This window comes from Roseibium sp. MMSF_3412 (genome assembly GCF_030733265.1).
Taxonomy (GTDB): domain Bacteria; phylum Pseudomonadota; class Alphaproteobacteria; order Rhizobiales; family Stappiaceae; genus Roseibium.
In genome coordinates this window covers 230,763-245,409 of sequence record NZ_JASHJI010000003.1, presented here as the reverse complement: position 1 = coordinate 245,409, position 14,647 = coordinate 230,763, and the positions used below count along the sequence as shown (strand labels likewise).

Here is a 14,647-nt window from a genome sequence, read left to right as displayed (position 1 = left end):
GGACTGCTTCATGGCTTTCGAACTCACGACCTACCAGGCCTACGACTTCGCCAACCGCCGGCACATCGGTCCGTCGCCTTCCGAAATGGCGGAGATGTTGAAACTGATCGGTTTCGGCAGTCTCGATGAGCTGATCGACGCAACCGTGCCCCCGGCAATCCGTCAGCAGGACGCGCTCGACTGGGGCGGCCCGGGTCTTTCGGAGCGCGATGCGCTCTTTCACATGAAGCAGGTGGCGTCGAAGAACAAGGTGCTCACCTCCCTGATCGGTCAGGGTTACTACGGGACGACCACTCCGGCACCGATCCTGCGCAATATCCTGGAGAACCCGGCCTGGTATACCGCCTATACGCCGTATCAGCCGGAAATCTCGCAGGGGCGCCTTGAAGCGTTGCTCAATTTCCAGACCATGGTGTCCGACCTGACCGGTCTCGACATTGCGAATGCGTCGCTGCTGGACGAATCCACGGCAGCAGCCGAAGCGATGACCATGGCGAAACGTTCGGCAAAGTCCAAGTCGAACACCTTCTTCGTTGACGAGAATTGCCATCCGCAGAACATTGCCGTCATCCAGACGCGTGCCGAACCGCTTGGCATCGAGGTCGTCGTCGGCAACCCCGACACGCTCGATCCGGCAACCGTCTTCGGTGCGATCTTCCAGTATCCAGGCACGCATGGGCATGTGCGCGACTTCACCGAAATCATCGGCAAGCTGCACGAAAACAAGGCTCTTGCCATCGTTGCGGCCGATCCTCTCGCCCTGGCGCTTCTGAAATCGCCGGGTGAAATGGGAGCGGATATTGCCGTCGGCTCCACGCAACGCTTCGGTGTTCCGATGGGATATGGCGGGCCGCATGCCGCCTACATGTCCTGTAAGGACGCTTTCAAGCGCAGCATGCCGGGCCGGATCATCGGGGTATCGATCGACAGCCGCGGCAAGAAGGCCTACCGCCTGTCGCTGCAGACCCGGGAACAGCATATCCGCCGCGAGAAAGCCAATTCGAACGTCTGCACGGCGCAGGCGCTCCTGGCGGTGATTGCCTCCATGTATGCGGTCTATCACGGGCCTGACGGGATCAAGGCGATTGCGCAATCGGTTCACCGCAAGACGTCGCGCCTGGCAACGGGCCTTGAGAAGCTCGGCTTCAAGGTTGAGCCGGACGTGTTTTTCGACACGATTACCGTCGAAGTCGGCGCTCTGCAGGGCGTTGTCATGAATGCGGCGGTCGCCAACGGCATCAATTTGCGCAAGGTCGGCGATACCCGCGTCGGGATTTCGCTCGATGAACAAACCCGGCCGGAGACCATCGAGGCTGTCTGGCGGGCATTCGGCGGCGACATGATCGACGACAGCGAACTGAACCGCGATTACCGCCTGCCGCAGCACGCCTTGCGGGAAAGCGCCTACCTGACGCATCCGATCTTCCACATGAATCGCGCCGAAGCGGAGATGACGCGCTACATGCGCCGGCTCGCGGATCGTGATCTTGCGCTCGACCGGGCCATGATCCCGCTCGGTTCCTGCACAATGAAGCTGAACGCGACCATCGAGATGATCCCGGTGACATGGCCGGAGTTTTCCAACCTGCATCCGTTCGTTCCGGAAGATCAGGCCGCGGGCTATCACGAGATGATCGCGGATCTGAATGACAAGCTGTGCCAGATAACCGGCTACGACGCGATCAGCCAGCAGCCGAATTCCGGTGCGCAGGGCGAATATGCCGGTCTTCTGACCATCCGGAACTACCACGTCGCGCGCGGCGAAGGTCATCGCGACATCTGCCTGATCCCCACATCCGCGCACGGAACCAACCCTGCGTCCGCGCAGATGGTCGGCTACAAGGTCGTGCCGGTGAAATCCGACGAGAAGGGCGACATCGACCTTGCCGATTTCCGCGAGAAGGCGGAGCAGCATTCGGACAACCTTGCAGCCTGCATGATCACCTATCCGTCGACGCATGGCGTCTTTGAGGAAACAGTGCAGGAAGTCTGCCAGATCACGCACGATCACGGCGGTCAGGTCTATATCGACGGCGCAAACATGAATGCGATGGTCGGTCTGTCCCAGCCGGGCGCGATCGGCGGCGATGTCAGCCATCTCAACCTGCACAAGACCTTCTGCATTCCCCATGGCGGCGGCGGCCCGGGCATGGGACCGATCGGGGTCAAGGCGCATCTGGAGCCCTACCTGCCCGGCCATCCGGAATATGGCACGGCGGTCGGGCCGGTTTCCGCCGCACCGTTCGGGTCTCCGTCGATCCTGCCGGTGAGCTGGGCCTATGTGCTGCTCATGGGTGGTCCGGGCCTGACGCAGGCAACAAAGGTTGCCATCCTGAACGCCAACTACATCGCAGCGCGGCTGAAGGACGCCTACGAGATCCTTTACACCTCTGAGACAGGCCGGGTTGCGCATGAGTGCATTCTCGATACGCGTCCTCTTGCCGACAGCGCCGGGGTGACGGTCGAGGATGTCGCCAAGCGCCTGATGGACAGCGGTTTCCATGCGCCGACCATGTCCTGGCCGGTTGCCGGGACCCTGATGGTGGAACCGACGGAGTCTGAACCGAAAGCGGAGCTCGACCGGTTCTGCGACGCGATGCTGTCCATTCGCGCTGAAGCGCAGGATATCATCGACGGCAGGATCGATCCGGAAAACAATCCGCTCAAGAACGCGCCGCACACGGTGGCCGATCTCGTTGGCGAGTGGGACCGCCCCTATACGCGGGAGCAGGCCTGTTATCCGGCCGGCTCGCTCGACGTCGACAAGTATTGGGCACCGGTGAACCGGGTCGACAATGCCTATGGCGACCGGAACCTCGTCTGTACCTGTCCGCCGATGTCCGATTACGCGGAAGCGGCCGAATAATTCACGAGCGCGGCGCTTACGGGTGCCGCGCAGCGGGGCATAACGCATGTTCCTCAGTGTCTTCGATATCTTCAAGATCGGGATCGGTCCATCGTCCTCGCACACGATGGGGCCGATGACGGCGGCCGTGGACTTTCTGGACCGGCTGGCTTCAGGCGACGGCGGACGGTTCGATCCCGCGACGTCCGCGCATATCAGCGCCTCCCTCCACGGGTCTCTGGCCTTTACCGGCAAGGGCCATGCTACCGATCGCGCGGTCATGCTGGGTCTCCTCGGGTTCCGTCCGGACAAGGTGGACGCTGACCTTGCGGAGCAAAAACTCCACGAGCTTCACAAGAACCAAACACTTCATGCCGGTGATTGCGGAAAAATCAGTTTCGACCCGGATCAGGATCTGCACTTCGACTACGGCCCGGCCCTGCCGCTGCATGCAAACGGAATGAGGCTGACAGCAACGGACAAGGACGGTCAGGTTCTGCTCGCCGAGACCTACTATTCCATCGGTGGCGGTTTCATCGCGACGGAGGCGGAACTCCTTGCGGCTGAAAAGGCGCCGGACGTTGATCTGCATGATGAAAAGGAAGCGATCGGCTATCCGTTTCCGTTCGGATCGGCGGCGGAGATGCTGGAGATGGGCCGTGCATCGGGCCTGAGCATCGCCGACATGAAGCGGGCCAACGAGGAATCCGTCCTGGGAAGCGACGTGCTCAACAGCCGTTTGGAGGCTATCTGGTCGGTCATGGACGGATGTATCACGCGCGGCCTCACGCTGGAGGGCATCCTGCCCGGAGGCTTGAGCGTCAAGCGCCGCGCCCGGGCGATCCACCAGCGCCTTCAGAGCCAGACCGGCTCCAACAGCCAGCAGCCGCATGCCGTCAACGACTGGCTCTCCGTCTACGCGATGGCGGTGAACGAGGAAAATGCCGCGGGCGGACAGGTCGTCACGTCGCCGACCAACGGGGCCGCAGGTGTCGTACCCGCCGTTATCCGGTACTACCGTGATCATTGCGTCGGCACGTCCCGCAAAGGGATCGATGATTTTCTTCTGACAGCGGCAGCGATCGGCGGGCTGATCAAGCACAATGCGTCGATCTCCGGTGCGGAATGCGGATGCCAGGCGGAAGTCGGGTCGGCTTCCGCGATGGCCGCGGCCGGGCTGTGCGCGGCACTCGGCGGCAGCAACGCACAGGTCGAGAACGCGGCAGAGATCGCGCTTGAACATCACCTCGGCATGACATGCGATCCCGTGAAAGGCCTCGTCCAGGTTCCCTGTATCGAGCGCAACGGCATGGGTGCGATCAAGGCGGTCTCTGCCGCATCGCTTGCGCTTCATGGGGACGGCGCTCATTTCATGCCGCTCGACAACTGCATAGAGACCATGCGCCAGACGGGACAGGACATGCGCGACAAGTACAAGGAAACCTCTCTTGGCGGCCTTGCCGTCAACCTGCCGGAGTGTTGAACACGCGCGTCGACTGGCCGGACTTCCGGCCGCAAGAGTGGCGTTTCGCACGTTCGCATCGGGCCTGCCTGCGTGAATTTTAATCAATCCCCGGATTCGGCGTATCTGTTGGTGACTTTTTAAGTCACTGCGGCTATGGAAGCGCCATGATCAGACGCCTCTACGACTGGACACTGTCCCTTGCCGCCGGACCGCGTGCACCCGCCGCGCTTGGCTCCGTTTCCTTCGTTGAAAGCTCCGTCTTTCCGATCCCGCCTGATATTCTCCTGATCCCCATGGTGATCGCGCGAAAGGAGAAAGCCTGGTGGTATGCGCTGCTGTGTACGCTGACCTCGGTCGCCGGCGGCGTGCTCGGCTACCTGATCGGCATGTTCCTGTTCGAGCAGGTCGCCCAACCGATCCTGAGCTTCTATGGCAAGATGGACAAGTTCGACGAGTTCAGTGCCGTCTTCAATCACTGGGGATGGTGGTTCGTCTTCATAGCCGGCCTGACGCCCTTTCCCTACAAGGTCATCACGATCGCGTCCGGTGTGGCCGGCCTGAGCCTGCCGATCTTCATCGTCGCCAGCATCGTCTCCCGCGGTTTGCGCTTCTTTGTCGTTGCCGGACTGCTCTATTTCTTCGGTCCGCCGATCAAGGAGTTCATTGAAAAGCGCCTTGGTCTCATGTTCACCCTATTTGTGGTGTTGCTGGTCGGCGGCTTTATCCTGTTGAGATACATCTGATTGAAGAGGACACAATGATCCAGGGCCTGAACGCTCGAAACGTCACCGGCCTGATCCTGGCGGGTGGACTGGCCGTAATTGCGACCGCCTGGGGTTTTCAGCTGATCGGCGGTTATGTTCCCTGCAAGCTCTGCCTGGAACAGCGCGTCCCCTACTACGCGGGATTGCCGCTGACGGCACTTGCCCTCGTCCTGATCGCAACACACCGGAGTGTTCTGGCCCTGCTGGCGCTTCTTGGGGTCGCCGCGATTTTCGCTTATGGATCGGGCCTGGGCATTTACCAGGCAGGGGCCGAGTGGCAGTTCTGGGCAGGTCCCAATGATTGCGGCGGCGGCTCGGCCGCACCCAATTCGGCTGCAAACATGCTGCAGGCATTGCAATCGACCCGGATCGTCAGCTGCACGGAAGCCAGCTGGCGGATGCTTGGGCTTTCCTTCGCCGGCTGGAATGCGGTGGCCTCGGGCGGCCTTGCAATCCTTGCCCTCGTTGCGGCTTTTCTATTGAACCGCGCGGGAAACAGAGCCACTGTGAGTGCATGAGCAGAAAAGAGCACCCAAAGGAAAAACAGCGCGAAGAGGCTCTGAAGGCACTGGACCGGGTCCAGGCGGAGAGCGAGACGATCGTTGGCTCGACTTTCGTGCGCATGGCCGACCGGGCGAAAAACCATTTGAGCGCCGCCGACAAGGACAACGATGACCAGATCGAGGTCTGGGGTACCCGTATCGGCAGGGGTGCAGGAGTCATCTTTGCGATCGGGCTGGTGATCTACCTTGCGGCTACCTACCTGTAGCCCGGAATTCTGCGTATTAGGAAACCAAGGCAGGTATCATGGCATCCGTCCGACCGATCAGCCGCAGCAAATGGTCAGACCTCAAGGCACCCGATCTGTCCGACTTCGAAAAGATGGCCAGCGAAGTGCTGGCGGGACTGCCTGACGACGTGCTCCTGCGCTGCGGCCACATCCAGATCAGCCTTGCCGACTACGCGCCGGACGACGTGCTGGATGCGCTTTCCATCGAGGACCCGCATGACCTTCTCGGCTTGTTCGAGGGACAGGGTCTCGCTCAAGGAGGCGACGCTGAGTATACCGGCCAGATGCCGAACCGCATCTGGCTGTTCCGGCGGCCGATTCTTGATTATTGGGCGGCGATGGACGAAACGCTCGGGGATGTCGTGGCGCATGTCCTGATCCATGAAATCGGCCACCATTTCGGTCTGTCCGATCAGGACATGGAACGCATCGAGGCCGCCGCGGACCTCTGATCCGCCTGCGGCCTCGCCTCTTGTTTCGCAATGACAGTCTTATTCGGCCGGGACGGCCTGAGCGCGTTCGATCGACTCGGTAATCAGCTTCTTGGCTGCTTCGGCTCCCTCGACACCGGTGACCTTCACCCATTTGCCGGGCTCAAGATCCTTGTAGTGTTCGAAGAAGTGCTTGACCTGATCGATCGTGATCTGGGGCAGGTCAGTCACGTCGTGAATGTGGGCGTAGCGCTGGGTAAGCTTACGGCCGGGAACAGCGATGATCTTTTCGTCCTGGCCGGACTCGTCTTCCATCATCAGGACGCCGATTGGGCGGCATGACATGATTGCTCCCGGCACGACAGGGCGCTGGTTTACAACCACCACGTCGATCGGGTCGCCGTCGCCGCACAGCGTGTGCGGGACGAAGCCGTAGTTCCCCGGGTAGCGCATCGGAGTGTAGAGGAAGCGGTCGACGTACATGGCACCTGCGTCCTTGTCCATCTCGTATTTGATCGGCTCGCCACCCACAGACACCTCGATAATCACGTTGATGTCTTCCGGAGGGTTGCTGCCGATTGGCACGGCGTCGATACGCATATTGAAACTCCTGTTGATTGCTGCTGCGTCTATCGCAATCCTGCCGGAGAAGTTCAAGCTATTATTTTGCATTGCACCAAAAGTCGAAAGCGCGCATCCGGACACTTGACGAGGTCAGGACAATCGGCACATCAGGCAAATTTTTCCTTCATTCAAAGGCTTGCAGGCGTTGTGGCGCCTGCGCTGGTTGATTGTTGCGATTGACCGCCTCCCGGGCGGTACCGGGACGCAGCAGCATGTTCTCCGGCGGTGAGCGGTGTCAGGTGTTTGTACCTGGCCATGTGTAGATGGAAAGCTCCATACGGCGGCCCCCCATCTTGTACCAGGACTTGGCGGTCAGCCTGCCGCCAAGCGCGCGGTAGAAATTGCGGGCAGGCTCGTTGTCACTGAGGACCTGAACCGCAAGACCGTGAAGGCTTCTTGAAGCAAGCGTCTTGCGGACGCTGGCGAAGAGCGCCTTTCCAAAGCCAAGACCCTGATACTCCGGCTTCAGATAGAGTTCGTAGATTTCTCCCTCCACGCCGGTGTCGCGCAGTCGGCAGCGCCCGAATGTCGCGTAGCCGGCCGGGACATCGGCGACGGACACGATCTTGATCTCGACACCGCGTTCCAGGGCGCCGCGCCACCAGCCCGTTCCACGCCGCGACACCATTTTCTGGAGGTCGACACCATGCAGCACACCCCGGTACGCACCGAGCCACGCTTCGCTGTGAATGCCAGCGAGCGCTTCGCAATCTGCGGGCCGCGCCGCACGTAGGTCGATCAGGTCCGTGCTCATCCTGATCAAAGGATACAACAAGCGTGAAAATGGAGAAGAGGCAAAAATGCGCGCAGCCCCGAAAAATGAAAGATGACTTGTGTCGCGCAAGACGGGAGGGCCTTTGATGGGCCCGATGCAAATGAAAAGGGCCGGCATATTGCCGGCCCTTCAGTTGCCCTGATGTTTGACTCTGTAAATCTGGCTGACTGGTAAGAACCCCGGGGGGCTGGGGGGCTAATGCATTCCGCGATCCTTACTGGTCACACCCATCAGGGTATGATGGAAATATGGGTAGTCAAAATGGCTTGCCAAGGGCTGGATTGCGGCAAAATCAAGGAAATTTGGGCGTTCTTTCAGGGCAAGTTGCCGTTGCGTGAAAACCAACCTGCAATCACGCGAAAAACGTCGTTCTGTCTCACGCGTTCGTGAAGCGGAAACATGTTTCTGAATGCGCGGGCTTGCCATTGGCCCCAATTGCGACGCATCATGACAGGACGATGACCCTGACGCTGGTCGCCGGGGCGAAGTACGGGACACCGATCGAATGGAGGCGGAATGAGCGAAGCCGATGAAAGCGCGTTTCAGCGCGGCGCGGGAACCAACCCGTCGCCGCTAAGCCAACCGGCTCCGCCTTCCAAACCTGTCGTCGCCTTCAACCGGAAAGAACTGGACACGATCCTGCGGCTCTATGGCCGCATGGTCGCGGACGGCGAGTGGCGCGACTACGCGATGGATCTTCTGAAGGACAAGGCCGTGTTCTCCGTGTTTCGGCGGACCTCTGAAATGCCGCTCTACCGCATCGAGAAGGATCCGAAGCTCGCACGCCGCCAAGGTGCCTATAGCGTGGTGGGGGCCGGCGGCATGATCCTGAAGCGTGGCCACGATCTGGCGCAGGTGCTGCGTGTTCTGGAAAAGAAAAAACACCTGCGGGTGGTCGACGCCTGATCCGGCAGACGCGGTTTACTCGTGAACACAAAAAAGCCCGGCATGTGCCGGGCTTTTCGTTTGAATGCAGTGCGGTGCTTATTCGCGGTTGCCGAACAGCTGCAGCAGCATCAGGAACATGTTGATGAAGTCGAGGTAGAGACGCAGAGCGCCCATGACGGACTTCTTGGTGGCAACTTCACCGCTGTCACCTTCGTAGTACATTTCCTTGATCTGCTGGGTGTCGTAGGCGGTCAGGCCGGCGAACACCAGAACACCGATGACGGAGATCGCGAACTGCAGGGCGGACGACGCCATGAAGATGTTCACGATCGACGCGATGATGATTCCGATCAGGCCCATGAAGAGGAACGAACCCCAACCGGAGAGATCCTTCTTCGTGGTGTAACCGAAGATGCTCAATGCACCGAAGGAAGCGGCCGTGATGAAGAACACGCGGGCGATCGAGCCGCCGGTATAGACCAGGAAGATCGACGAGAGCGAAATCCCCATGATGGCCGAGTACACCAGGAACATGGTGCGCGCGGACGATGCGCTCATGGACTGAACGCGGAACGAAAGCCAGAGCACCATTCCGAGCGGTGCGAGCATGACAACCCATTTCAGCGGGCTGCCGTAAAGCGTAACGCCAAGCTGGGTGAGCATCGTTCCGTTGCCCATGGTGGCAACAGCGGCGCTCTGATCGGAGGTCGTCGCCAGCATCATGGTTGCAAGTGCGAAGAAGCCGGTCAGCGCAAGGCCGATCGTCATGTAGTTGTAGACGCCCAGCATGTAGGCGCGCAGGCCCTGATCAATGCCGGCCTCGGCGCGCGAGCCGGCAACGGTATAGGCGCCTTGATTTTGACGGTCAAAGGTCGACATGGTTGTGTTCTTCCCCTTCTAGATCGATTTTTGCATGTACCATTACGTGCAGCACAACTCCCTCAACATATGGGAAAATGCGGACACAAGCACAAGATCGATTTTCTGAAAAAATCTTAATCTTTCTGCTCCGGACCGCATTATACCGCATTATGCTTAAAGAAATGAGAGTTATTTCATTGCTTTGAGGCGGGATGCGATCTGACGGTCGCAGTCACCGCCCGGATTCCGGACGATTTCTTCCGAGGCAAAATCGAGGATTTCCCGTTCCTTGTTGCGCATCTGTTCGTCGGTCACGCCCGGTTTGAACCACTGCAGCACGGCATAGTCACCGCCCGCGTCTGTCAGGAAAGCGACCGGTTTGCCGCCTTCTGTGATGCCCATGCGGCCCACACGCACTTCCTCGATCGTGATATCGCGCGCTTCGCCGTCGATGGTCATCTTGTTCTTGCCGACGTTGAGTTTCTTGAGTTTCGATCCGGAGGTGCCGACCCAGTTGCCGAAGAAGCGTTTTCCCTTCTTCTCAACGGAAAGACAGGAATTTTCGAAGTTGGGGATGGAAAGGCGAACAGCCGAGACTTCAACCGGTTCCTCGCCCTTGGGCGCGAGCGTGTATTTCATTGAGTTCTCGCCGGTCCGGTAGACGCGTATTCCGACAGGCGTATAGCCGGAGTCGCCCATGGTGCGGCTGAAAAAATCGAACTGGTTTTCGTCATTCGTGCCGGCACGGCGGTAGAGCCAGCGTTTCGGCAGGCCGTCCTCGAAAACCAGCCAGTCGCTGACGACCAGGCCACGTGGACCTTCCGGCGTGTTCAACTGCCAGACACCCGTGTGAAACGGGCTTTCGGCATGTGCCGGCGCGGTAAATGGAAGTGTCGCCATCGACGCGACGATGCCCGCTGCCGCGATGACTTTCAGTGCTGACCGCTTTGTGACTTCAAACATGGAACCTGCCCTTCTTCCGTTCCGTTTCCCGAGCTATTCGGATAACCAAGAACAGAGGCCCATGCAAGCAGGACCCGGTTGCATCCGTCGATGTGAAACCAGGTTTTTCGGACCGTCACCGCAGACACGGCAGAAACGGCGTCCGGCGTCAGAGATTGCGCAGGACGGGTGCCGGTTTTTCGCCGAGAATCCGCCAGGTGCCGATCAGACCGAACCCGACCGTCAGGACAAGCGCAACCAGCGCGGCACCGGCAGCCGTCACCGGCATGAGCACAAAGGACCCTTCCATGATGCGCGTGATCACGAACCACGCCGCAATTCCGCCCGCGACCAGTGCAAAAACGGCGGTTGTCAGGCCGAGAATGGCATATTCCAAACCGTATGCCAGAATGAGCCTCGGCCTCGTTGCGCCGATCGTCTTCAGGATCACGGCGTCGTAGATGCGGTTGCGATGCCCGGCTGCAAGTGCGCCGGCAAGCACCAGGACGCTGGCGATCAGGGTTATGGAACTGGCGCCGCGGATCGCCCATGCGAGCTGGGCGACAAGATCGTTGACCTGCGCGATCGCGTCCTTGACCCGCACGGACGTCACCGTCGGGAAGGTGTTCGAGACGGTCTTCAGCAGATCCAGTTCGGTCTGGGTTGGAACATCCTCGTCCCAGCCGAGGGTCATGAGATGGGCATGAGGCGCGCCGGCAAAGGTGTTCGGCGAAAAGACCATGACAAAATTGATCGACAGGGATTGCCATTCGATATCGCGAAAGTTGGCGATTTCCGCGGAGATCTCCCGCCCGAGGACATTGACCGTAACCTTGTCGCCTATCTTCAGTCCAAGTTCCATACCGGCTTCGGCGTCGAACGAGACGAGCGGCACACCGGAATAGTCTTCCGGCCACCAGCTTCCTTCCGTCAGTTTGGAATTTTCCGGAAGTGCGGTTTCATAGGTGATACCGCGGTCTCCGCGCAGGACCCAGTCGGAGCCTTCCTGGGCCGGTACGAATTGGTCGGACGGAATATCGTTCAGACTGACGATGCGCCCGCGCAGCATCGGCACGCTCCGTATCTCGCTTGTCGGAGCTTCCGCAAGCAGAAGGTCGTTGAACGCATCGCGTTCATGGCTCTGGATATCGACAAAAAAGAAACTTGGCGCCTTGTCCGCCATCGTCGCGGTCAGTTCGCGCCGCAGGTTGCCGTCAATCAGGGCCAGTGCGACAAGCAGGGAGAGACCCAGTCCGAGAGACAGGACCACCGACGGCGTCAGCGCTCCGGGCCGGTGGATGTTTGCAATTGCCAGCCGCAGCTCGGTCGAGCGCACGCTTGGCAGCCTGCGGGCCAGCATCATGATCACCCTGGCCACCAAAACCAGCAGGACGAACGCGCCTGCCGAGGCGCTGATGTAAACGGTTGCGATGAACTTGTCGTGGGACAGAAGCACCGCGATACCTGCCAGCAGGACAACCATGATGGCCGTCGCGGTGAGGTATCGCTTGCGCGGCAGTTTCGTGCCTCCGGTGACGATATCGCGGAAGAGCGCCGTCGGCGGTACATCATGCGCCCGCCCGAGCGGCCACAAGGCAAAGGCCAGTGCCGTCAGAAGTCCGTAGACAAGCCCGAGGCCGAGTTCCGCCGGATAGATGTTTGCCGCAAGCTGAACCGGTAAAACGTTGGCCAGGGCTGCCGCAGCAGCGAACGGGATCAGGGCTCCGATTGCCAGCCCGATGCCGATCCCGATCAGGGCGATCACCAGCATCTGAATGAGATAGATGCGGAAAACGAAGTCGCCGGTCGCGCCGAGGCATTTGAAACTGGCGATCACTTCCCGCTTGGTTTCCAGATAAGCACGGATTGCGTTTGCGACACCGACGCCGCCGACGACCAGCGCGGTCAGCCCCACCAGCGTGAGAAACTGGGCAAAGCGCCCGATGCTGCGCTGAAGCCCGGGCGATGCGTTGGCCCGTGAGCGGATTCTCCAGTCCGCATCCGGCTGCTGGGCCTTGACCTGCTCGATCACGGCCTCGATGTCGCCGAGCGCGGGGGCAGGGGACATGCGGACACGGTAGTGCCAGCGCACGAGGCTTCCCGGCTGCACCAGGTCCGTGTCGCCGATCGCCGCGTCAGAAATCATGAGGCGCGGCCCGAATTCCATGCCGCCTGCCAGCTTGTCCGGTTCTGTCGCGATCACATCGGTGATGCGGACGGTGGAGCGGCCGAGCGCCAGCGTGTCGCCGATTTCGACATCCAGCCGTGCGAGCAGCGCCAGGTCCGCAACGGCGCCCCAGACACCGTCCTCTTGTGCAAGTGCATCCTGAAGGGGCCGGCCGGATTGCAGGTCGAGCGTGCCGTAAAGCGGATAGGCGTCGTCGACGGCTTTCAGTTCGACAAGCGCCTGCTCTCCGGTATCGGAGCGCCGGGACATGGCGCGCAGCGTCGCAACCTGGGAAACAGAACCCAGAGTTTCGAGAAACGCGGTTTCATCGGATCCCGCCTGACGGTGGATCAGCGAAAAGGACAGATCGCCGCCGAGAATTGCCTGCCCTTCGTTGGCGATCCCCTCCGTGAGCGCCCGTGAGACCGAGGTCACGCCGGCGATCGCCGCGACGCCAAGGGCAATGCAGGCGATGAAAATGTAGAAGCCCCTGAGGCCGCCGCGAAGTTCTCTGAGGGCGAAACGGCTTGCCAGTGCGAAGGTCTGGTTGCCGGCGTCAGAGCCGGAAGGCACGAAGCCGCTCATGCGGTGACCTCTTCCGGCGAGACGCTGCCCTCGGACGTTTCTTCCTCGATCTCGCCCGAGCGGACCCGGATCATCCGGTCGCACTGCTCGGCAAGGGCCGGATCGTGAGTCACAAGAACGAGGGTTGTCTTGCGTTTGCGCTGTGCGCTGAACATCAGGTCCACGATCTGCGTGCCGGTCGAGTCATCGAGGTTGCCCGTCGGCTCGTCCGCGATCAGGATTTCAGGTTCGACGACGAGCGCGCGCGCGACCGCGACGCGCTGCTGCTCACCACCCGACATCTGGGCAGGATAGTGGTGCAGGCGATGGCCGAGGCCGACGGCATCCAGTTCCGCCTCGGCCTTTTCAAAAGCGGAGCTGTCTCCGGCGAGTTCAAGCGGCACGGCAACGTTTTCGAGCGCGGTCATGTTGGGGACGAGGTGAAATGACTGGAAGATGATCCCGACCTTTCGGCCCCGGAATCTGGCCAGCTGGTCTTCCGACAACGGCCCGAGTTCGGACCCGGCAACAACGACCGAGCCCTCGTCGGCCCGCTCAAGACCGGCCATTACCATCAACAGCGTCGACTTGCCCGAACCGGATGGTCCGACAAGTCCGACCGACACTCCCTTTTCGATGTCGAGATCGATGCCCTTCAGGATGTGAACCCTGCCGGCGCCCTCCCCAAGCGTTAGATGTACGTTCTTGAGGGAAATCGCGGGTGTATTTGTCATCATCAGACCTTTACAAAGGGCTCGGTTGACGTCTTCCTGATCGACGTCCGCTCTCGACTTTTGAGCGCTCTGCGACCATATGGGCCTGATGTGGTTGGTCTTCCAGTCCTGAGAGAGTTTTAAAGTGAACCGTTTCTGCCTAATTTTCAGCACTCTGGCATTCCTGTTTTCAACAGCAGCTGCCTTTTCCGCCGACGTGAAGCTCGTCGTCCTGGGCGACAGCCTGTCCGCCGGATATCAGCTGGGACCGGAGGAAGGCTTTCCGGAACAGCTGCAAAAGGCTCTGGACGAGCGCGGGTTTTCGGTCGAGGTCGTCAATGCGGGCGTCTCCGGTGACACCACGTCCGGTGGTCTTTCGCGGCTGGACTGGTCGGTCGGTCCGGACGCGGATGCGGTGATCCTCGAACTGGGCGCAAATGATGCCCTGCGGGGTATCCAACCCGATCTGACGCGCCAGAACCTCGACGAGATGACCCGGCGGCTACGCGAACGCGGCGTTGAAGTCCTTCTCGCCGGCATGCTTGCGCCGCGCAACCTTGGGGCTGAATATGCAGATGTTTTCGACCCGATCTATTCGGACCTTGCGAAAACCCATGATGCCCTGCTTTACCCGTTCTTTCTCGAAGGGGTTGCTCTCAATCCCGACCTGAATCTATCCGACGGGATGCACCCGAATGCAGATGGTGTGGCCGTCATTGTCGATAACATCCTGCCGAAAGTGGAAGAACTTCTGGCAAGAGCCCAATCTTCCTGAGGGCCCGCCGGCTCCCGGACCCTGCGTTTCCGCGGGGGCTTAT

14 protein-coding genes are annotated in these 14,647 nt (G+C 60.5%); 8 read left to right on the top strand and 6 right to left on the bottom strand.

All coding sequences use genetic code 11. The features are described from left to right. Window positions 1-10 precede the first annotated feature (10 nt). The 6 genes from gcvP (at window position 11) to RBB49_RS07380 (ending at window position 6,316) form a co-directional block, all read left to right on the top strand. Complete coding sequence (gene gcvP, locus RBB49_RS07405; protein WP_306142075.1) at window positions 11-2,866, top strand: aminomethyl-transferring glycine dehydrogenase; 2,856 nt, start codon at window positions 11-13, stop codon at window positions 2,864-2,866. Between the two features lie 46 nt (window positions 2,867-2,912). Further along, entirely contained in the window at window positions 2,913-4,328 is a 1,416-nt protein-coding gene (locus RBB49_RS07400) for an L-serine ammonia-lyase (protein WP_306142074.1), read from the top strand. A gap of 146 nt (window positions 4,329-4,474) precedes the next feature. Beyond that, the gene (locus tag RBB49_RS07395; RefSeq protein ID WP_306142073.1) at window positions 4,475-5,053 is read left to right on the top strand and encodes a YqaA family protein; all 579 of its coding nucleotides are present in this window, start codon (window positions 4,475-4,477) and stop codon (window positions 5,051-5,053) included. A gap of 14 nt (window positions 5,054-5,067) precedes the next feature. Then, window positions 5,068-5,592, top strand: coding sequence for a disulfide bond formation protein B (locus RBB49_RS07390; protein ID WP_306142072.1), 525 nt, complete (start codon window positions 5,068-5,070; stop codon window positions 5,590-5,592). Continuing rightward, window positions 5,589-5,843, top strand: coding sequence for a hypothetical protein (locus RBB49_RS07385; RefSeq protein WP_306142071.1), 255 nt, complete (start codon window positions 5,589-5,591; stop codon window positions 5,841-5,843). The genes RBB49_RS07390 and RBB49_RS07385 overlap by 4 nt, the downstream gene beginning before the upstream one ends. 38 nt (window positions 5,844-5,881) lie before the next feature. Then, window positions 5,882-6,316 carry a metallopeptidase family protein gene (locus tag RBB49_RS07380; RefSeq protein WP_306142070.1) on the top strand — a complete coding sequence of 145 codons (435 nt, stop codon included), beginning with the start codon at window positions 5,882-5,884 and terminating at the stop codon, window positions 6,314-6,316. A gap of 39 nt (window positions 6,317-6,355) precedes the next feature. On the opposite strand, the gene ppa is transcribed toward RBB49_RS07380, so the two are convergent. Next, window positions 6,356-6,895, bottom strand: a complete 540-nt coding sequence (gene ppa / locus RBB49_RS07375; protein WP_306142069.1) for an inorganic diphosphatase — start codon at window positions 6,893-6,895, stop codon at window positions 6,356-6,358. Window positions 6,896-7,154: 259 nt separating this feature from the next. Next, window positions 7,155-7,673, bottom strand: a complete 519-nt coding sequence (locus RBB49_RS07370; protein WP_306142068.1) for a GNAT family N-acetyltransferase — start codon at window positions 7,671-7,673, stop codon at window positions 7,155-7,157. Between the two features lie 537 nt (window positions 7,674-8,210). Here RBB49_RS07370 and RBB49_RS07365 point away from each other — a divergent pair. After that, a complete protein-coding gene (locus RBB49_RS07365; protein WP_306142067.1) occupies window positions 8,211-8,600 on the top strand; it encodes a DUF2794 domain-containing protein in 390 nt (129 codons plus the stop codon). 78 nt (window positions 8,601-8,678) lie between these two features. On the opposite strand, the gene RBB49_RS07360 is transcribed toward RBB49_RS07365, so the two are convergent. From RBB49_RS07360 to RBB49_RS07345, 4 genes are all read right to left on the bottom strand, one after another. Beyond that, window positions 8,679-9,461 carry a Bax inhibitor-1/YccA family protein gene (locus tag RBB49_RS07360; RefSeq protein WP_306142066.1) on the bottom strand — a complete coding sequence of 261 codons (783 nt, stop codon included), beginning with the start codon at window positions 9,459-9,461 and terminating at the stop codon, window positions 8,679-8,681. A 171-nt stretch (window positions 9,462-9,632) separates the two neighbouring features. Continuing rightward, window positions 9,633-10,406: a hypothetical protein gene (locus tag RBB49_RS07355; RefSeq protein ID WP_306142065.1), complete on the bottom strand. Its 774-nt coding sequence runs from the start codon at window positions 10,404-10,406 to the stop codon at window positions 9,633-9,635. 148 nt (window positions 10,407-10,554) lie between these two features. Further along, window positions 10,555-13,137: an ABC transporter permease gene (locus tag RBB49_RS07350; protein ID WP_306142064.1), complete on the bottom strand. Its 2,583-nt coding sequence runs from the start codon at window positions 13,135-13,137 to the stop codon at window positions 10,555-10,557. Continuing rightward, the gene (locus RBB49_RS07345) at window positions 13,134-13,850 is read right to left on the bottom strand and encodes an ABC transporter ATP-binding protein (protein WP_306142063.1); all 717 of its coding nucleotides are present in this window, start codon (window positions 13,848-13,850) and stop codon (window positions 13,134-13,136) included. The genes RBB49_RS07350 and RBB49_RS07345 overlap by 4 nt, the downstream gene beginning before the upstream one ends. A gap of 124 nt (window positions 13,851-13,974) precedes the next feature. Between RBB49_RS07345 and RBB49_RS07340 the strand changes: the two genes are divergently transcribed. Continuing rightward, entirely contained in the window at window positions 13,975-14,604 is a 630-nt protein-coding gene (locus RBB49_RS07340; RefSeq protein WP_306142062.1) for an arylesterase, read from the top strand. Window positions 14,605-14,647 lie beyond the last annotated feature (43 nt).